The 20,667-nt window shown below is 60.6% G+C and carries 7 protein-coding genes; 2 read left to right on the top strand and 5 right to left on the bottom strand.

Features of this window, described 5'->3' with window-relative positions; translation table 11 throughout:
• The 5 genes from J5441_06745 to J5441_06725 all read right to left on the bottom strand — a co-directional run.
• The coding region (locus J5441_06745) for a hypothetical protein (GenBank protein ID MBO4934842.1) at window positions 1-180 on the bottom strand (180 nt) is incomplete at its 3' end.
• Between the two features lie 85 nt (window positions 181-265).
• The gene (locus tag J5441_06740) at window positions 266-3,787 is read right to left on the bottom strand and encodes a family 16 glycosylhydrolase (protein MBO4934841.1); all 3,522 of its coding nucleotides are present in this window, start codon (window positions 3,785-3,787) and stop codon (window positions 266-268) included.
• Between the two features lie 52 nt (window positions 3,788-3,839).
• Window positions 3,840-7,223 carry a family 16 glycosylhydrolase gene (locus tag J5441_06735; protein MBO4934840.1) on the bottom strand — a complete coding sequence of 1,128 codons (3,384 nt, stop codon included), beginning with the start codon at window positions 7,221-7,223 and terminating at the stop codon, window positions 3,840-3,842.
• A 14-nt stretch (window positions 7,224-7,237) separates the two neighbouring features.
• Entirely contained in the window at window positions 7,238-10,630 is a 3,393-nt protein-coding gene (locus J5441_06730) for a family 16 glycosylhydrolase (protein MBO4934839.1), read from the bottom strand.
• Between the two features lie 16 nt (window positions 10,631-10,646).
• A complete protein-coding gene (locus J5441_06725; protein MBO4934838.1) occupies window positions 10,647-14,033 on the bottom strand; it encodes a family 16 glycosylhydrolase in 3,387 nt (1,128 codons plus the stop codon).
• A gap of 220 nt (window positions 14,034-14,253) precedes the next feature.
• Between J5441_06725 and J5441_06720 the strand changes: the two genes are divergently transcribed.
• Window positions 14,254-17,535, top strand: coding sequence for a hypothetical protein (locus J5441_06720; GenBank protein MBO4934837.1), 3,282 nt, complete (start codon window positions 14,254-14,256; stop codon window positions 17,533-17,535).
• Between the two features lie 22 nt (window positions 17,536-17,557).
• A complete protein-coding gene (locus J5441_06715; protein MBO4934836.1) occupies window positions 17,558-20,593 on the top strand; it encodes a metallophosphoesterase in 3,036 nt (1,011 codons plus the stop codon).
• The last annotated feature ends 74 nt before the right edge of the window (window positions 20,594-20,667 follow it).

Here is a 20,667-nt window from a genome sequence, read left to right as displayed (position 1 = left end):
TGCTTTGTCATAGCAGTCGCGAAGCAGGTTTCCGCTTTGCGCCGTATACATACCGTAAAGCTCTCTGCCCGCGGCGGCGATCGCGTCGTCGAGGGAATCCGCGGAGGCGAAGGGTATCGCGCCCGCGAAAAGCGAGCAGAGCATCAGCGCGGAAAGCAGCGCGGCTATCGTTTTTTTCATACGTTCACCCTCTTATGAAGCTCGGCAGAAGACCGCAGTCCTCTGCCGAGTGTATCTTCCGCCTGTTCGGCGTGAGTTAATGTGATCACAGGCTGTCAACCAGTTTCGCGGCGACGCGGAGTATCGCGAGCGCATCGTTGACGGCAATCATGCCGTCGCCGTCAATATCGCCTATGAGCAACGCTTCAGGCGTTTCGGGGGCCAGCTTCGCGGCGATACGGAGCGCGGAAAGGGCGTCGTTTACGGTGATCTGCTTGTCGCCGTCGAAGTCGCCCTTCATTATATCGGGCTCGTCTCCGCCTTCAACGAGACCTTCCGCGGCTTCCGCGACCGCCTGCGCTGCGGCGTCGATCGCGCTCTGCGCGGAGTACGGGTTCGCCTTGACCGCGTTCGCGGTTTTCAGCGCCTCGGCGTAGGGAGCGTAGCTCTCGGCGGTGTACGCCGTTTCGTCATGGAACGACAGCGCCTCGAGCGCGGAGAAGTCGGCCTTTTCGGTAGCTATGCCGTCGGGAAGCTCCCAGAAGGCGACGCAGCTTCTCTGAGTAATGAATATCTCGGCGGCGATGTGCTTGCCGTCCGCTGAGAAGAGGAACTTGTCGATATAGCCGGTATCGCCGCGGTTGGATTCGAGGATGCAGCGGATGTTGCCGTCCGCGTCGTAGACGCGGATTTTGCCGTCGTTGGACGCGGCGGCTATAACGCTGAAATCGGGCGAATACCTGACCGTGGCGATAAAGGACTGCGCGCCCGCCATACGCTTGATAAGCTTGCCGCTTCCGACGTCGAACAGTCTCGTGCAGAAGTCGGAGCAGCCGACGGCGACGCGGCTTCCGTCGGCGTTCAGCGCGACTGAGAGGATATCGTATTCGCCGGGTCCGTCAATCGCTTTGACAAGCTCGCCCGTCGCGGAATCCCATACGCGGATGACGCCGCGTGTGTTGCAGGTAGCGAGGCGGCTGCTGTCGCCGCTGAACGCCATCGCGCTGACGAGTATGTCGTTCTCAAGTTCGCCGACCTTTTGGAAATCGGCGGAGTAGAGCATCGCCTTGCCGTCGGTGCCGGAGGCGGCGAAGCGGCCGTCCGCGGCCATAACGAGCTCGCGGCCGTAAGCGGCGTAGGGATCCTGCATAACAATCTCGCCGGTGTCGAGGTCGAAGACGTAGACGTTCTTCGCGGTGTTCCTGCCCTCCGTGGAGTGCGGTCTGCCGAAGAGCAGCAGGTATTTACTGTCGGGCGTGATCGCGCATTCGGCGCAGGAGGCGTAGCTGCCTTCAATTATTCTCGGGTTGCTGAAGTTGCCGTTTTCAAAAACGAGTATGCGGCCGGCATTGACGTCGCCGCGGTCGTTGCCGCCCTGCTCGACGACGACGTATTTGCTGCCGTCGGGAGAAACGGCGCCGCTCCACGGGCAGTCGGCGTAGTTGACCGTGCGGGAGAGGTCGAGGGTGCCGGTGGGTATGTCATAGACCATTATTTTGCCGCTCTTGCCGGTGATGAACGCCTTGTTGCCGGTGCCGTCGGCGGCCATGACGTTCTCGATCTCGCTGGAGTGATCGTAGAAGGCGAAGTTCTTATAAGTTTCGACGGGGGAGTCGGCTTCGGGAGTTGCCTCCTTCGTCTTTTTATAGTAGTGGATGTAGTCGATGTAGTAGAAGCTCTCCTCGGGAGTGTTATCGGGGAGAGAACTGATACCTTCCTGCTCCCTCTTGGATGTGTCTATCGAGGTGTTGAGTATCAGATACATCGGGTTGGAGAGGAACGAGTACTGCTCCTGATTGACGTCAATGGGCATTACGAAGAAGAGAATATCGTCCCAGAACCAGCGTACGCTGTCGGCGTCCCACTCGACTATATAGCTGTGGTAGTTGTGGGCGAGTATATCGTCGGTGAGCATCTTGCCGGTCGCGTTGCTTCCCTGCGTGTAGCCGACGCCGGTATCCGCCATACAGTGGATCGTCGCTATCGGAGAACTTTCGCCGGTGTGATTGCCGCGTTCGCCGTTGCCGACCATTTCGATTATATCAAGCTCGCCGCAGGCGGCCCAGCCCATCGTGGAGGTGCCCATCATCCAGCCCGCCGGCCAGATGTGATCGCCTTCGGGCAGACGTGCGCGGATCTCCATTCTGCCGTAAGTGAACAGGTGGTTGCCGACGGAGTCGAGATACGCGCCGGTCGCGAGGACGTCTTCCTCATGCCCGGGAGTCTGGTAGTAGCGCGTGGTTTCCTCGCAGGGGGAGGTGTCGGTGCGGATAACGAGGTTGCCGCTGACGACGCCGTCGTCGTCGCAGTCCTCAAAGTACATATTCTCCGGTCCTGCGCGGTGGTAGATAGGCTCTCTGACGGGGCGGAACTTGCCGGTGCGGTTGCGCCATACGGTGCGGTCGACTTCGCCGTCGTTGAACTCTTCGGCCCAGACGAGGCGCCAATCGTCGCCGGGGACCTCGTAGATATCGAAGGTCTTGGTCGTGCCGGCGCTCTGACAGCGGACTCTGCCGTCTATAGACGTGGTCAGCTTGGTGACGCCTGAGATCTGGATAGTGAAACCGGTCCTGGCTTTATACGAGAGCGACCATTCCTGATTGGTGTCCGTGAGGTTGGGAACTCCGTCGTTGAGCGACGGCGCGACGCCGGTCACGTCGGCGAACAGAGTCGTGCCGTAGTGGCGGTTGATTATGCGGTAGCGCGACGTGTTGGAGAGGTCGCGGCAGATCTGCCACTCCTGGCTCGCTTTTCCCGGAACCGGTTCCTTCAGCAGATACTTGCCGTTGCCTGTGTCGTCGACCATTTCAAAGACCTTGTCGGGATCGCCGAAAAGGGTGATCTTGTAATACTTGGAACTGTCGAAAACGGGGGCGGTCAGCTTGGTCTCGGTGTATTCGTACTCGCCGGCGGTTTCCTCCGCAAGCACGGCGTGCAGATCGCTGAAGGAAACGAGCGAAGCGCCGGTGAAGGTCAGGGAGATGTAGTTCAGCGTGCCGTCGAGCGGGAGATCTCCGAAGCGGTCGAAGGGGAAGAGGTAGTATCTCTCGCCCGCGGTGATAACGACGTCGGAAAGAGTGAAGACGCAATCGTCCGCGCTGCCGCGTCTGCCGACTTCGAGGTCGAGCACGGCGTCGGCGTCTGCGGAGATCTTCAGCGCGAAGCCGTCGCAGTCGTCAGTCGCGACGCCGAAGGGTGAGTCGCCGGAGATCCCCTCCGCTGCGGCGTTGGCATAGCGGAGCTTGCCTTCGCCGGAAAGGGTGATAACTCCCTGATCGGCGGTGACGCTGCCTGAGTTCAGCTTCATTGCCGCTATCGCCGCGGCGTCGACGTTGACGAAGCCGATGAGCGGCGAGCGGGTATAATCGGTCAGCGGCGTGAGGGCGTTGAGCGCGGCGTTGAGTGCCGTCGCCTCGTCGCTGCCGTCTCCGCCCGCCTGCTGAGCCGCCTGCGCTCTGTCGTAGCAGTCGCGCAGATAGCCGCCGGTGTGGGCGGTATAGAGTCCGTAAAGCTCCGGTTTCGCCGCTTCGAGCGCGGCGGAAAGGGCGGAGTCCGCGAAGGTGACGGCGCCCGCGAAGAGCGAGCAGACCATGATCGCGGTCAGGATGGTTGCGATGATCTTCTTCATACTGAGTCTCTCCTTTGGTTTGCATTATCTTTTCGGCGGCGTGCCGCCGTTATTAAAGCTGTATCAGTCCGATCGCGGCGCGAAGGATCAACAGCGCGTCCGCGACGGTGATCTCGCCGTCGCAGTCGACGTCACAGACGTAAAGTCCGGTCGCGTCCGCTTCCGCGAGCTTCGCGGCGAAACGGAGCGCGCGCAGTGCGTCGGAAACGGTGATCATGCCGTCGCCCGTCGGATCGCCCTTCATCAGCCCCGCCTTTACGAGTCCGGCGGATGCTGCGGCGACCGCGTCAGCGGCGGAGTCTATGACCGCCTGCGCAGAGTATCTGTTCGTCCTGACCGTGTGCGCGTTTTTCAGCGCGGCGGCGTAGACGGCGTAGCTTTCGGGGGTGTAGGCAGCTTCGTCGTAATAGGGCAGCTTGCCGAGCGCGGAAGCGTCGCCGCCGTCGGCGGGTATAAGGTCTTCGGGAAGCCGCCACGCGACGGGGCCGGATTTGTAATCCGTAACGTAGCGTATTGCCATCAGCACGGACGCATCCGCGTTCAGCGCGATGGTGTTATACCAGCGCGGAACGCCTTCCGTCAGCAACTCGAGCGGGAGCCCGTCATCGGCGCGGTAGATCCCGATGCGGCCGTCCGTGCCGGAGACGGCGAGCAGTTTGCCGTCGGATGAATAAGCGACGTTCGTCGCGAGCAGTCGCCCGAGGCACGGGCGTATGATGAGCTTGCCGGTCGCGGTGTCCCAGACGCGGGCGCAGGAGTCGCCGCAGGCGGCGGCTATATGCTTTCCGTCGGGTGAGAGCGCGAGCTGATATATCTCGTCAACGCATGAGGCGAAGATCGAGGGGGTTTGAGTATCTATATCATAAACATATATATTGCCGTCGGCGGAGGCGGCGTAAAGCGTTTTGCAGTCCTGCGAAAAGACTATGCTGACGACTCTGCCGTCCGTCTTGAAGTTTCCAGCGCCGATACCACTCGCGCTACGGACGTAAACCGCGCCGTTGAAACAGCCGTAAGCGTAGTAATCGTTCGCTGCGACCGCGACGGTATCCACCCAGCTGCCGGTGTATTCCCTGCGGAGCGTATGCATATCGGACGTATCGTAAACGTAGAGGTATTTGCAGAAATCGGAATCGTCGATCGCGGTGCCGCCGGCGTAGCAGCGCGAGCCGTTGTTGCTCAGCGCGGCCGCCGGATATTCAGACGGAAACTCGATGCTTTCCGACGCGGCGAACTGCGAATCCGTCACCGTGAGTTTGCCTCTGCTGCCGAGCGCGATTTTGTTGCCGTCGGCGGAAACGGCGCTCGACATGATCCAGTCACTTTCGCCGCCCGCGAGTTTCAGTATTGAACGGAACACCATATCGCTGACGCCGTAGGTGCGCGATTCTCCCGCGCCGGTCGAGTAGACGAGCGTATCGGTCGCCGCGCAGTAAGCGCCGGTCTGCGCGGCGTAAGAGAAGATCTGCGAGAATTCGGGCTTTGAATCCGTAACGTCATACGCGATATTTCCCTGCGGCTTCGCCGACAAGGCGTCCTTGTAATAGCGGACGTAATCGACGTAAAGGAACGACTCGACCATATGTTCGGGGAGCTGACCGTCAGGGCAGTTCAGCCCGACGCTGATTATCAGATATATCGGATTCGTATGAAGCGCGCGTTCGAGCGCGTCGCCCTCGATATTCACGACCATATAGAGCAGATCGTCGAAGTACCAGCGGAGCTGATTCTTGTCCCATTCGACTGCGTAAATGTGGTAGTCGTCGGAAAGCGGTTCCTTCGTATGGAGAATGCCGAGGTCCGTCCAGCCGCCCTGCTCGACGTGCTTGCCGTCGTCCCCCGCGTAGTGGAAGGTGGCGAACGCCTTCTTTTCGCCGGCGAAGTCGTCCGTTTCGCCGGTGCCGATCATCTCGAGGACGTCGATCTCGGCGGTGTGGGGGAAAAGGTCTTCCTCGCCCATCATCCAGAAGGCGGGCCAGACGCCGTCGCCTTTCGGCAGTTTTGAGCGGTATTCGTATCTTCCGTAGCCGAAGTCGGTGCTGAATTCGCTGCGTATATGCCCGGTCGTCGCCTGACGGCCGTTGTATTCTTCCCTCAAGGTGTGTATAACGAGGTTGCCGTCTCTGACGTAGACGTTGTTCGTGTTGTCGCGCAGGGAGTAACACGTTTTCGTTTCTTCCAGGACGTGCCAGACGCCGCGGTCAATCTGCGCGCCGTTGAATTCGTCACTCCACGCCTGCGTCCATTCGGGACCGCCGGCCTCGACGAGGGTGAAACGCTTCACCTCGGCGTTTATGCCGGTGATCCGGAACTTGTCGCCGGAGTAGGATATGCGCGTCCAGTTGGGAACGCAAAAAGCAAAGCCGCCGTCGTTATAATCCCATAGCCAGAGCTGCTCGTTGCTCGTGAGGTTCGCCCGCGCCGAAATGGGAAGGAAGCCGAGTGTATAGTTATAAGCCCCGCGTATCGCATAGCCGTAATGCTTGTTGACTATGCGCACGCGCTCCGGCTGATCCGGATCGGGGCAAAGCTGCCACAGTTGCGCGTCGTCGTCGGGATCGTCTTCCGTGAAGCCGAAGGTCTCGTCGCCCTCGCCGGTCGCTTTGAACATCGTCAGCGCGAGCGTGGAATCCTTCTGCAGCAGCTTGTAGTATTTTTTCGCGTTCAGCGTTTCGGGAGTCGCGACGGCCTCGGAGTATTCGCTCTTTTTCGCGTCGTCGAGCGAGTTCGCGACGCCGTGGAGGTCGCTGAAGGTGACCTCGGGCGACCCCGTAAACGCGAGCGAGATATAATTCAGCGTATTGTCCGCCGCCGCACAGCCGAAGCGCTCAAAGGGGAAAAAGTATGTCTTTTCACCTTCGGAAACGGCGACGTCGGGAATTATGAAAACGCAGTCGCTTTCGCTTCCGCGCACGCCTATCTCGAGATCGAGCGTCGCCTTCGCGGCAGAAGTCACAGTCAGCGCGAGCCCGTCCGCGTCCGAGAGGTCGGCGCCGAAGGGAGACGGGCCGGCTATGCCGTTTTCGGCGGCGTTGCAGTAGCGGAGCGTCCCTTCGCCGATGAGCGTCACGGCGCCGCCGGATATGGAAACGCCGCCCGCGTTGAGTTTCATCGCGGCTATATCGTTTTCGGTCACACCGCCGAAGCCGGCGAGCGCGACGTGTGTGTATTCGTCAAGAGCGACCAGCCTGCCGAGCGCGTTGCGAAGCGAGTTCGAGAGAGTGATATCGGTTGAGCCTGTCGCTTTCAGCGCGGAGGCGCGGTCGTATTTATCTCGCAGCACGTTGCCGGACTGCGGCGTATACATTCCGTAAAGCTCGGGCTTGACGGCGTTCATCGCGCGGTCGAGCGAGTCCGCCGCCGCAGTGAAAGCGGCGCCGGAAAAGCACGCGCACACGAGTGCTGTGAGCAGCAGAAGGGATATGAGTTTTTTCAAACACATCGCCTCCGTCAGAGTGTGCTTGTCAACCCAATGGCGACCCGGAGTATCACGAGCGCGTCGGACACGGTTATTTCGCCGTCCGCGTCAGCGTCGCCTGAGCGAAGAGCGTTTTCGTCCGGCTCGGAAAGCCCCGCCGCGAAGCGGAGGGCGCGGAGCGCGTCGGAGACGGTGACTTCGCCGTCGCCGTCGAGGTCGCCCCTGACTGTCTTTTCTTCAAGCGCGGACTCGGCGTCGGAAAGCGCCTGCGCGGCGGCGTCTATGACCGCCTGCGCGGAGTATCTGTTCACCTTGACCGCGTGTGCGTTTTTCAGGGCGGCGGCGTAAGGCGCGTAGCTTTCGGCGGTGTAGGCCGTTTCGTCGTAATAGGGAAGCGCGTCCAGCGCGGAGGGATCTCCGCCGTCGGCGGGTATGAGATCGGACGGAAGCGTCCACGCGATCGGTCCGGATCGGTAGTCGTAAATGCGGCGTATCGACATGACGGCGGAGTTATCCGCGCAGATGACGGCGGTGTCGAACCAACGCGGTCTGTCGTTTTCCGTCAGCAGCGCGAGCGGATGCCCGTCGTCGGCGCGGAAAACGCCGATCTTGCCGTCGGTACCGCCGAGAAGCAGAAGCTTGCCGTCGACGGAATAATTGACTGCGGTGACGAACAATCTGCCGAGGCAGGGGCGCGCGGCGAGCCGTCCGGTCGCGAGGTCGTAGACTCTCGCGCAGGAGTCGCCGCAGGCGGCGGCGAGGCGTGTTCCGTCCGGCGAAACGGCGATACGGTAAACTTCGTCGCCGAGCGAGGCGAGGAGCGACGCGGTGCCGCTTTCGATATCGTAAGCGTAAATATTGCATCCGCCGTCGGCGGTGTAGAGTTTCTTTCCGTCAGGAGAGAAGGCGATGCTTATCACTCTGCCGCCCGCGGTGAAACCGCCGAGGTCGGCGTCGGAAGCGGAACGCACGCGCACGGTGCCGTCGAAGCACCCGTAGGCGTAAACGCCGCTGTCGTGGACTGCTATGCTGTCCACCCAGCTGCCGGTGTATTCGCTCTTGATCAAGCGCATATTCGACGCATTGTAAACGTAAAAGTAATCGCAGAAACCGCTCGAGTCGTTAGGTTGTCCGCCGGCGTAGCAGCGCGAGCCGTCGGGACTTAACGCGACAACGGGCGAGTTTGAAGCGAAGTCGGTTTTGGCGCTTATGCTCAATCTGCCGTTGTATGCCGCGACGCCGCCGGTGTATCCGGCAGCCGCGCGGCTGCCGTCCGCGGATAAAGCGCAGCTTTTTATCCAGTACCGGTCGCCGCCGATCTCGGCGCTGTAAAGCTCGCTCATATCCCCGACGCTGAATATCTTGAGCGCGGAAGAACCGCTTGCATACAGCATTTTATCCTGCGCGGCGTCAGCGGCTCCGGCATTGGCAGGATACCAGAACTCCCGGCTGAAATCATACGTCGGAATCGCGCGGTCGAATTTTATTCCGTCCTGCGGCGCCGCCGAAGAGCGCGGCTTCATATAGCGGACGTAATCGACGTACGTGAACGCCTCGGCCATATCTTCGGGCAGCTGATAGTCGCCGGGCCCGTGCAGCGCAACGTTGATGCGTATGTACATCGGGTTTTCCTGCAGCGCGGAGGCGAGCGCGGCGTCTTCGACGTTGACAGTCAGATAAAGTATATCGTCGAAGTACCAGCGCAGCTGATCCTTTTCCCATTCAACGGCGTATACGTGATAATCCTCGGAAAGACGCTCCGGGCAGTAGAGAAAACCGTTTGTCGAGTAGCCGCCGATCTCGCGGTGCTCGCCGTTTTCGTCGGCATAGTGGAAGGTGGCGATTGCTTTTTTGTCGTCCCTCCAGCCGTCGGACGGGCCGGATCCGACCATTTCGAGAATATCGATCTCGCCCGTCAGCGGCCACAGGTCGTCGTTGCCCATCATCCAGAGCGCGGGGAATATCCCCTGTCCGTGCGGCATTTTCACGCGGAATTCATACCTGCCGTAGCCGAACTGCACGTTATCCTCGGTGCTGACGTGCCCGCTTGTCGCGGGGCGCCCGCGGTACTCTCCCTCGAAGGTGTGTATCACGAGATTTCCGTTCTGCAGATAGACGTTCTCTTCGCTGTCGCGGAAGGCGTAGCAGTTCTCGCCGCCGTCAACGACTCCGTCCCTGACGTTCCAGACGTTTCTGTCGAGAGCGCGGCCGTCGAATTCGTCGCTCCATACGGTGCTCCATTCGGGCGCGGCGACGGAGACGATCTCAAAGTATTTGATCCCGCCGGTCATTGAGACGAACTTTAATGATGATTCGGTATAAGAGAGACGCTGATTACCCGAAACAGTGAACGAGAATCCGCGGGCTTTGTTATAAGAATAGTTGAAAACCTGCTCGGGTTCGGTGAGATTCGGCCGCGAAGCCGATATGGTCGATCCGATGTTCGGGTCGCATCGGAGAGCGAAGGCGTAGTGTTTGTTTATGAAGCGCACCGCGTTGGAGGAGGAGGGGTCGGGACATATCAGCCAGAGCTGACTGTCGTCGTTCGGGTCGTCATCGGCGAAAACGCAGCATCTGTCGCCGGTATCTGCGGGAGTAAGCATCGTCAGCGCGAGCGAAGTGCCTTTTTGCAGCAGTTTGAAGTATCCGCCGCCGTCAAGCGCCTGCGGCGTGACGGGCGTTTCGGAATACTCCGCTTTCCGCGTGCCGTCGAGCGCTCCCGCGACGCCGTGCAGGTCGGAGAAGGATACCTCGTCCGCGCCGGTGAAGGTCAGCGAGATGTAATTGAACGTTTCGTCGGGCTGACAGCCGAAGCGGCTGAAGGGGAAGAAGTAATAACGCTCGCCCGAAGAGACCGCGATATCCGAAATCGTATAGACGGAGCGGTTTTCGCCGCGCGACCCGATCTCAACGTCGAGCGACGCGTCAGCGGAAGAATCGATCTTCAGCGCGATTCCGTCCGCGTATGGCGAAACTGCGCCGAAGGGATCGGGGCCCGCGATCCCGCCGCGCGCCGCGTTGCAGTAGCGCAGCGTTCCTTCGCCGGAGAGCGTGATAGCGCCGTCCGCGGCGGAGGATACGGAGCCGGAATTCAGCTTCATCCCAGCGATATCGGCGTCTGTCACGTTGCCGAACCCGCCGAGTTCGAGGCGTCCGTAATCTTCGAGCGGGATAAGTCCGCCGAGCGCGTTTCGCAGCGCGGCAGCAAGCGCGGCGTCGGTGCCGCCGGCCGCTTTTGTTGCCGCTGCGCGATCATATACGTCACGCAGGGCGTTTCCGGACTGCAGCGTGTATAATCCGTAGAGTTCCGGCTTTGCCGTACTCATGGCGCGGTCGAGCGAATCCGCGGCCGCCGTGAAAGCGCCGCCGGAGAAACAGGCGCATATTAAAGCCGCGATCAAAACGGCCGCCGTCAGTTTTTTCACCGGATTCGTTTCCTCCTTAAAGCGCGTCTGCAAGTTTGGCGGCTACGCGGAGTATCGCAAGCGCGTCGGAAACGGTGACGTGTCCGTCGCCGTCGATGTCGCCGATAAGAACGCTTTCCGGCGTTTCGTCCGCGAGCTTCGCGGCGATGCGGAGCGCGGCGAGCGCGTCTGAAACGGTGATCTCGCCGTCAAAGTCGAAGTCGCCCTTCATGTAATCAAGCTCAACGAGCCCTTCGGCCGCGGCGGAAACGGCGGCGGCCGCCGAGTCGATATCGGACTGCGAGGAGTATCTGTTCGCCCTGACCGCGTGCGCGTTTTTCAGCGCAGCGGCGTAAGGCGCGTAGCTTTCGGGAGTGTATGCGGTTTCGTCGTAACAGGGAAGCGCGTCCAGCGCGGATGAGTCGCCTCCGTCCGCGGGGAGCAGGTCGGCGGGGAGCTTCCAGCCGGAAACGGCGGAGTTGAAGTTTTCCACGCCGCGTATCGCCATGACCGAGGTATTATCCGCGCTGATCGCGACGGTGTTGTACCAGCATGTGCTGTCGGTGTTGCTCAGAAGCGCGAGCGGCAGTCCGTCGTCAGCGCGGTAGACGCCGACTTTGGCGTCGAGACCGCAGAGCGCGAGCAGCTTGCCGTCGAGCGAGTAGTCGACGTAGGTCACCGCGAGGTCGCCGAGGCAGGGACGCGCGACGAGCCGCCCCGTCGCGGTGTCGTAAACGCGAGCGCAGGCGTCTCCGCAGGCGGCGGTAACGCGCGTTCCGTCGGGCGAAACGGCGACGCGGTAGATTTCGTCCCCGCATGACGCGAATACGCGAGCGGAGCGGGTTTCAATATCATAAACGTATATCTTCTGATCGCCGCAGGCGGCGTAGAGCTTCCTGCGGTCGGGCGAAAACGCGAGCGAAAGCGCTCTGCCCCCCGCGTTGAATTCTCCGAGATCTCCGCCGCTTGCGGAGCGCACGCGCACGAGCCCGTTGAAGCAGCCGTAGGCGTAGACGTCGTCGTCGCGGACGGCGATGGAATCCACCCAGCTGCCGGTGTATTCGCTGCTCAGCCATTGCATATTCACGGTGTCGTAAATATGGAACCGTTCAGCGAATTCCTCGCCGTTGCTTCTTGGCACGCCGCCGTAGTACAGCCGCGAGCCGTCGTTGCTGAGCGCGAGCGCGGGGAATTCAAGCGGGGCGTCTTCGTTATAAGGCACGTTGAGATTGGAGTCGCATACCGTGAACCTGCTCTGCCTGCCGAAGGCGAGTGTGCTTCCGTCGGCGGAGACCGCGCTTGCCATCGTCCAGCCGGACTGCGTGAGGTTTCTGAAAGCAACGCGCTTCATCTCCGTCAGGTTGAAAACGCTCGTGTTGCAGGCGGCGTCGTTATAGACGAACATATTTTTTTCAATGTTGACCGCGCCTACGTTTGCAGGCGACCAGATGATCTGATGAAAATCGGGGGAGCTGCTGACGTATTCATACGGCAAACTGTCCGCGGGCGCCGCCGATGTCGAGGGCTTGCAGTAGCGGATATAATCGATATAGAAATAAGCCTCGTCGGGCATTCCATCGGGCAGACGGTTGTTGCCGGGGCCTTCGATGGAGGTGTCGAGTATCATAAACATCGGGTTTTCCTGCAGGGCGTTTTTCAGCGCGTCGCCCTCGACGTTGACAGTCAGGTAAAGCGTATCGTCGAAATACCAGCGTATCTGGTCGTATTCCCATTCGACAGCGTAAATATGGTAGTTTTCCGAGAGTTTCTCGGTGTGCGTCAGGATATTGAAGTCGCTCCATCCGCCGATCTCGTAGTGATTCCCGGCGTTGCAGTAGTGGAACGTCGCGATGGAGCGCCGGTCGCCGAGCCAGTCGTCGTCGGGGCCGGAGCCGACTGCTTCGACGACGTCGATCTCCGCGCAGTAGGGCCAGACGTTGTCGTCGCCCATCAGCCAGAACGCCGGCCAGATCTTGCGCCCTTCGGGGAGCCTGGCGCGCATCTCGAATCTGCCGTAGGAGAAATGGATCTTGTCCTCGGTGGTCAGGTATGCGCTTGTGGCGTGGTAGCCGCGATAATCTTCCTTTATCGTCTTGATGACGAGGTTGCCGTTTTCCGTATATACGTTGTTCGGACTGTCGCGGTTGAACATCGGCTCGGTATCGCCGCGGTTCTTGGAGTTCACGACGTACCATACGCTGCGGTCGAGCGTGTCGAATTCGTCGCTCCAGACCTGCGTCCACTCTTCATCACCGGCGCAGAGGACGTCGAAATATCTTGTTGCCGTGCCGGGGCCGGCGAAGCGGGCGTGAGTGCCGCTGTAGCTCAGCTTGCCGACGCCGCTGAGATAAAAGTGGAATCCCTTTGTCCTGCTGTAGGAGCAGGACCATTTCTGCAAATCATCCGTGTAGTCGGCGACCTTTGCGCTGAGAGTCATATCACCGGACGGAGCTTTCGCTATCGAAGTACCGAACTTCTTGTTCGTTATCCTGAATCTCGACGTCATAACGGGATCGCGGCATATCTGCCACAGCTGCGAATCGTCGTTTTCCGCGTTTTCGGTGAAGGTGAAGCGGTCCTGGCCTCCGGAGGTGTCGTTCATCGTCAGCGCGAGATCGGTGTCGCGCTGCAGGATTTTATAAAAAGCAGTCGGCGAGAAATTCTGCGACGTCAAGGGAGTTTCGGTCGTGGAGCGCCTGACGGCGTCGTCCGATGAGGCGGCCGCGTGCAGGTCGGAGAACGAGACCTCCTGCGTTCCGCTGAAGGTCAGGGATATATAGTTCAGCGTGCCGTCGAGCGGCAGGTCGCCGAAACGGCTGAACGGGAATAGGTAATACCTTTCTCCCGCGGAAACGTATATATCGGAAATAGTGAAAACGCAGTCGTCCGGACTGCCGCGTCTGCCTATTTCAAGGTCGAGCGCCGCGTCGGAGGCGGAGTTTATTTTTATCGCGAAGCCGTCGTATTCCGGCGTCGCGATACCGAAAGGCGAGCCGCCGGCGATGCCGCCGCGAACGGCGTTGCAGTAACGGAGCGTTCCTTCGCCGGTTATCGAAACGGCGCCGTCGGAAACGGAAACGCTCCCGCGGTTGAGTCTCATCGCGGCCAAGTCTTCGTCCGTAACGCCGTCGAATCCGAGCAGTGTTCCGCGCCTGTAGTCTTCGACGGGGACGAGCGCGTCGAGAGCGGCGGAAAGCGCAGAAGCCTCTTCGGCTCCGCTTCTGCCGGCTTCGAGCGCGGCGGAGGTTCTGTCGTAAGCGTCGCGAAGCAGACCCGCGCTCTGCGCGGTGTAGAGTCCGTAGAGCTCGGGCTTCGCCGCGGCCATCGCCTCTTGAGCCGTAACGGCGGACGCAAAGAAGGCCGTTCCCGCAAAGACGGAGCACGCCAGCGCGATTATTACCGAAAACGCCGCGATCTTTCTCATAATCCCTCCGAATCTATCCCACAATAACTGAACATACTTCATACTAATGATACCATACGCCGTTCGTCAAGTCAACATATATAATAATAAAATTGAGACAAAAACGGCCTGAAAATATCACGGATTCGTAAAATAGTCACACACCGACAAGAAATCGCCAAGGGGGAAATAATATAATTAAACTGTAAATATATGCGCATTAACATGTCGGAGGTGACGTATGAAGACGAAAAGGTTGATTGCTTTTTTGATTTGTGTCCTGATGGTTACCGGTATATTCGCGGCCGTTCCGTTTGTTTCGGCGGCGGGATCCGAATATATCTGCGCGGATATGCAGGGCTTTGATTCTTATAACCGCGTTGCGCTCGCGATGGTCGGGCTTTCCGGCGTGAAATCTCCGCAGCCCGCGACTGTGGAAATGCCGGCGGAGGGGCTCGGCAAAAGCGTGCGCGTGACGGCGACGGAGCCGGCGGAAGGCGTCAACAGCTTCAGCATCGCCTCCTGCCGCCTGCCCGACTCGAGCTTCGCGGATCCGTTTGCCGACGGCGCGCATCTGTATCCGGTCGCATCCGGAAAGACATACGGCGTTTTTGACGGCGTCGATCTCTCCGACAGCGTCGGCGTTCGCTTCTGCGTCGCGACCGGCGTCTCCGGCTCCGTGACCGCGGTCGCGGGCAAGGCTCGTCTGCAGTTCGGAACAGCTCCGGCTAAGGGGAAGTCGACCGGAGACGTTTACGCAGAATACGAGGAAGGCTTCGTCTTTGAGACTCCGGATTACGATATCGGAGCGGACGGCTTTGTGAACGTGCTTTTTGAAAAGGCGCATCCGGTCGACGGCAGAACTCCCGACGATGCGGACTTCCTCTCCGATTATCTGCCGCTCGTGAGCGTGCTGAATATAATCATAACTCCGGACGCCGCGATAAACGCGGGCGACTTCTACTACGTCGGCGGACTGCGCGCTTACCGCGAGCGCCGCGAATACGACGTTTATGTCTCCGCGGACGACGTCTGCGGGGGAACGGTGACGATCTCCGGCATCTCGGAGCACGAAGGAACGCTCGCGCTCGAAATGGACGGCAAACCTATGCCGGTCTATTATGAAAAAACAGTCCGCACCGATTCCTACGGGCTGAGCAGGATAGAATACCGCGTCGACACCGCCGCCGCGGGCGACGGAAACCACGCCTTCCGCCTGCTGCTCGACGGCGAGCGCGTTTGCGAAAAGAATATCTGCTTCGATAACACGCCTCCGTATATTGCCCGCAGCAGCATAACGCATGGCAGCGTTCAGGCCGCGCGCGGCACGGTCGATATGCGCGCCGCAGACGGCGAAAGCGGCATATTCGCGTTTTCCGTAAGGCTGGACGGCGCTCCGATAGCGCTGCCTTATTCCTACTCCGGGCTCGCCGCGGGAGCCCATTCGCTCACGTATTCCATAACCGACTGCGCCGGAATGACGAAAAACGGTTCGATAATCTTCAACGTCGGAAGCGGCGTTTCATACGGAGGCTTTTCCGCGGACGCGGGCGCCGCGGCCGTTGAAATAAGCGGCGCGAACGGCGTGACGGCTTACGCTTACAGCGCCGGCGGAGCCTTGCCGGTGACCGCGTACGAAAACGCCGTCGCGCTCGGCGAGCTTTCCGCGAAAACTCCCGCGGGCGAAGCGGCGTTCACCGGCCGCGCAAAGACGGTGACTCTCGACGAGAAATATCCGTATCAGGCGTTCGAAGCTGACGTTTCCGGCGTTGCCGGAGACGAGATCTACGTTTCAGCCGCCGCCGCGGCGAACGTCGGAGAAACGCTCCGCCTGACGGTGTATAACGAAACGGAGTCGCGCTGGGAGGAACTCGCCCGCGCCCGTATGGAGGCGAACAGCGTAACGCTTTCCGCCGCCGCCCCGCTCGCGGACCGCGTGTCCGACGGCAAGATGAAGTTCCGCGTCAGCCTGCTTTCCGTAGATAACGGCGCGGATACGTTCGCGTGGTGCACCGACGGGCAGCATATGGTCCAGCATAACTATGAGGACGGTTCCTACCGCGATTACACGTATTACATACGCGATCAGTTCGGGCTTTTCGTCGAGGAATACGGCGAAGGCAAGATCGGCTACGTGCTTAATACCGGCGACATCTCCGACGAGCCGAACAACGCGGCTATGTTTGCGGAGTGCCGCGAACTGAGCAATATCCTTGACGATGCGAACGTTCCCAACGGAGTCGTCGCCGGCAATCACGACGCCAACTGGACGAACTGGTGCCCCTATTACGGCGCGAAATACTATGATTATCAGGACTGGTGGGGCGGCGATTTCAACGACAACCGCGGTCACTACGACCTTGTGACCGTCGGCGGCCGCGACCTCATCGTCGTCTGCCTCGGCTGGACGATGGAGAACAACACGGAAGCGACCGCGTGGGCGCGCCGCGTTTTCAACGCCTATCCGAACCGCACGGGCATCCTTGCGGTCCACGGTTACCTCGGCACCGACGGCGAGATACTTTTCAACACCGCCCGCAAATTCTGGGCAATCGCCGAGGACTGCCCCAATCTGGCCATGATAATGTGCGGACACGAGCCGGGCACGGCCAGGAACATCCGATATACCTCGGACGGGCGGCCGGTGCTTGAAATGCTTCACGACTATCAGTCGGGTTCGCCGTCAAACATGTGGTGGCAGTGGCTTGAGGGCGGCAGCGGTCTGTTCCGCTACGTCACCATCGGAGACGGAACTCTTACCAACCGCACGTTCACGATTTCGAAGGACGATTATATCAGAGTCTACAAGCGTGATCCGGACGCGGACGGCGGGTATTACTACTGGGATATGGACGAGGAAAACTACACTATGCCGGTCCGGCTGATCGACAACGAACGCCGCGTTGAAACCTTCTCATTCACGGCGCGCACCGCTGAAGAAGGCGAGCAGGCGGCTTCCGCGGTCGTAACGAACGGCACGGCGAGTTTCACCGGTCTCCCCGAGGGGCTCTGGTACGTCGTTTGCGGCGGCGTGACCTCTCCGGTCTATCCGTCGGAGTGCGGATCCGCGCCGCAGCCGGTCATAACCGGCGCGTACGGCGCGAACAGCACGCTCACGGTCCGCTGGGAACTGCCTGATAACGCGTCGGCGGACGGTTTCATCATCCGCGCCGACGGCGAAACGCTCGCCGAACTTGACGGCGGCGTGAGAGAATATACCGGTGCGCTTCCGCGCGCCGCAGGCGAAAGCGCGAGAGTCTGCGTCGTCGCCGTCAGCGGAAAAGGAAGCGCCGCTTCCGAAAACCGCGACGTCGTCTTTTCCGGCGTGTCCTTCACCGCCGCGGACGTCGACGGCGACGGAGCGCTTTCAGTTGCCGACGCGCTCGCCGCGCTGCGCATGTCCGTCGGACTGTACGACGGCGTGACCGCGAAGCGCTGGTTCGCCGCGGACGTCGACGGCGACGGAGAAGTGACCGTCAGCGACGCGCTGCGCATCCTGCGCCGCGCCGCGGGACTGCTTTGAAAAAAACACGGGGGTGAGCGTAATGAAGCTCGGGAAAAATTCGGTTAAAACAAAAAAGGCGCTGCGTCTGACAGCGCTGATTTGTAGTATGCTCATCGCGTTTTCCGTCGTTTCCGGCGCGTTTTACTTCGCGTCCGGCGCGGAAGAAAGCTATATCTTTACCGAGTTGAGTGGTTTTTCCGGCTATAACCGCATCGCGCTCGCGACGGTTTATATCAACGCCGTGAAGGCGCCGGCCGCATTCGACGGCGGCGACGCCGCGCCGGAGGTGACGAAGGGCATCCGCGTGAAGGGCGCGTCTTCGGATTACGAAAGCTTCAGCGTTGCGACCTGCCGCGCGCCGGATTCGAGTTTCGACGATCCGTTCGCGCAGGGAGCGCATATCGATCCTGCCGCTTCCGGAAATACTATTAACGCGTTCGGCGAGGTTTCGCCCGCCGACAGCGACGGGATACGTATCCGTGTTATGACGGGTACCGGCTCGACCTCCGCGCCGCTGCGCGGCTCGGTCCGTGTCCGCGCTGCCGTGACTCCGTCGCGCGGGCAGTCCGCGGCGGCGTTGTACGCCGATTACGATAAAGGCTTCGTGTTTGAGACAAAGGATTATCCCGTAGGCGGGGACGGCTTCGCGTATGTCTGCTGGGACGGCGCGGAATGCGTCGACGGTTTCACCGCCGATCCCGAACTTTTTATGTCGAAATATCTGCCGCGGGTAAACGCGCTCTGCTTCGTCGTGACTCCGGAAGACGGGGTTTCCGCGGACGCTTACTACTACGTCGGCTCGATGAGCGTTTTCCGCGAATACCACGAAGATCTCTGGGACGCCGATGAAAGCGGCGTTTATACCGGAGCGCGCGAATTCAATCTGCGTACCATGGGAGGCGTTTTCCCGCGCCTGACGGTCGACGGCGAAGCGATCGCGCCCGATTCCGAACGAATCGACGCCTACGGCGACCGCAACACCGTATGCACGCTCGACACGGCCGATTACGGCGACGGCGCGCACACTCTGCGCATGACCGTCGGCACGCGTCTGGCGTTTGAGCAGAAGGCAGTGTTTGATTCCGCCGCGCCGTATCTTGTATCCTCTTCGATCGAGGACGGCGCGGTCGCCGCGCCCGGCGCGGCGCTCGACCTGAAGATCGCCGACGCCGCCTCCGGCGTTGAAACGACGGAGGTGCGGCTGGACGGAATACCCGTTACGCTTCCGAAACCGCTTTCCGGCGAAGATGCGGGAATGCACCGTGTTGCGTGGAAGGCGACCGACCGCGCGGGCTTTACCGCGCAGGGATCCTTCGCGTTTTATCTTTCCGCCGCCGACTCGTTCGGCGAATTCTCCGTGACGCGCAGCGGCGGCTCCGCCGTGCTTGACGTCGATCTGCTCGGTTCCGCCGGCGAACCGGTGACCTTCACCGGCTACACGGACGCCCTGCCCGTGACCGCCGTCGGCTCGGACGGCGTGACCGAAGAGCCGATATCCGCCTACTCCGTGACCTCCGCGACCGGCGGGAAATACCCGTCGCAGACCTTCGACGTCGACGTTTCCGGTTACGAAAAGGAAAGCTTTACCGTTTCCTTCACCGGCGGCGCGAACATGGGCGAAACGCTCGTGCTCAGCGTGCTCGACCCGGCCTCGGGCGAGTGGGTGAAGCTCGCCGACGCGCTTGTCGACGCGCCGTCCGTAACGCTCGCCGCAGACGTCCCGACCGCCGCCTACGCGGATAACGGCAACGTTCGCTTCCGCGTCGGGCTTTTCACCGTCGATAACGGCTCCGACACCTTCGCATGGACGACGGATACGCAATACTATATCGAAAAAGACTGGGATACGGGGCACAGGGATATACAGTTCTATATGGAGGAGCAGTTCGATCAGATCGCCGCCGACTACCTCGCGGGCGATATCGCGTATATGGTCAACACCGGCGACACGGTCAACACGATGAACGAGGAACAGGAATACGTCGTCGCGCAGCAGATATATCAGCGCATCTACGATACCGGTCTGCCGAACGGCATCCTCCCCGGCAACCACGAGGTGTGGCACCCGGATTTCAGGATGTGGCAGAAATACTTCGGCGAGAAGTATTACGGCGGATGCGCCTGGTACGGCGGCGGTCTTAACGACAATATCAACCACTACGACCTGATAACCCTCGGAGGCAAGGATTTCATATTCCTCTATATCGGCTGGACAGACGAAACCTCCACCGCCACGATAAAGTGGGCGAACCGCGTGCTTTCGACCTACCGTAACCGCACGGCGGTTGTCTGCTTCCACGGATACCTGACGCCGCAGGCGGAGTTCCTGACGCAGTACGTGAACGCCGAGAGCTTCTGGAACGCCTACCTTCAGGATAACGAAAACGTTCGCCTGATCCTCTGCGGCCATGAGCCGGGAGTTGCGAGGCGCACACGCGCCGCTTACGACGGCAGAAACGTCACCGAACTGCTCCAGTGCTACCAGATGGACCCCGTGATGTGGTACAGATGGCGCGACGGCGGCAGCGGACTTTTCCGCTATATGACCGTCGGAGACGGAACGATAACCAGCCGCTGCTTCTCCGCCTCGCGTGAGAAATACGAGATGTCGCTCGGCCATAACGTCGACGCGGACGGCGGCTATTACTACTGGGACATCAACGAGGAAAACTACACCATGCCGGTCGAATACGTTGAGAGCCCGCGAGTGATAAAGCTGCTCGGCTTTGCGGCTTACGATCCGTCCTCATCGGTCGCGCTCGGCAGCGCGACCTCGACCGCGGAAAACTGCGCGATCCGCGTCGATGACCTCGCTGGTGCGAAGGTCTGGAAGGCTTCGCTGCAATCAGCTTCCTCCGGCGTCTTCGCCGTCGGAGCGGCTCAGCCGCTCGCGGAAGGCGACCTCGACGGCGACGGTGAAGTCACCGTCGCGGACGCGTTATTTGCGCTGCGTTCCGCGCTGGGACTGAAAACGCCCGCCCGCCGCGTCCGGATCGCCGGCGACCTCGACGGCGACGGAGTTCCGACCGTTTCCGACGCGCTTCTCATCCTTCGCAAGGCCGCGTCGCTCGGTTGACGCGATTTTGCACTTTTTTTAACAATCTCTCATAAAATCAATATATTTCCGTTTTATAATGAGTAACGGAATGG

This window comes from Clostridia bacterium (assembly GCA_017620395.1).
GTDB lineage: Bacteria > Bacillota > Clostridia > Oscillospirales > RGIG8002 > RGIG8002.
This window is presented reverse-complemented; position numbering and strand designations above follow the sequence as displayed.

Excerpts from the sequence above, each read along its gene's own strand:
- J5441_06740 (MBO4934841.1), bottom strand. The coding sequence starts at position 3,787 with ATGAAGAAGATCATCGCAACCATCCTGACCGCGATCATGGTCTGCTCG.
- J5441_06725 (MBO4934838.1), bottom strand. The coding sequence starts at position 14,033 with ATGAGAAAGATCGCGGCGTTTTCGGTAATAATCGCGCTGGCGTGCTCC.
- J5441_06720 (MBO4934837.1), top strand. The coding sequence starts at position 14,254 with ATGAAGACGAAAAGGTTGATTGCTTTTTTGATTTGTGTCCTGATGGTT.
- J5441_06715 (MBO4934836.1), top strand. The coding sequence starts at position 17,558 with ATGAAGCTCGGGAAAAATTCGGTTAAAACAAAAAAGGCGCTGCGTCTG.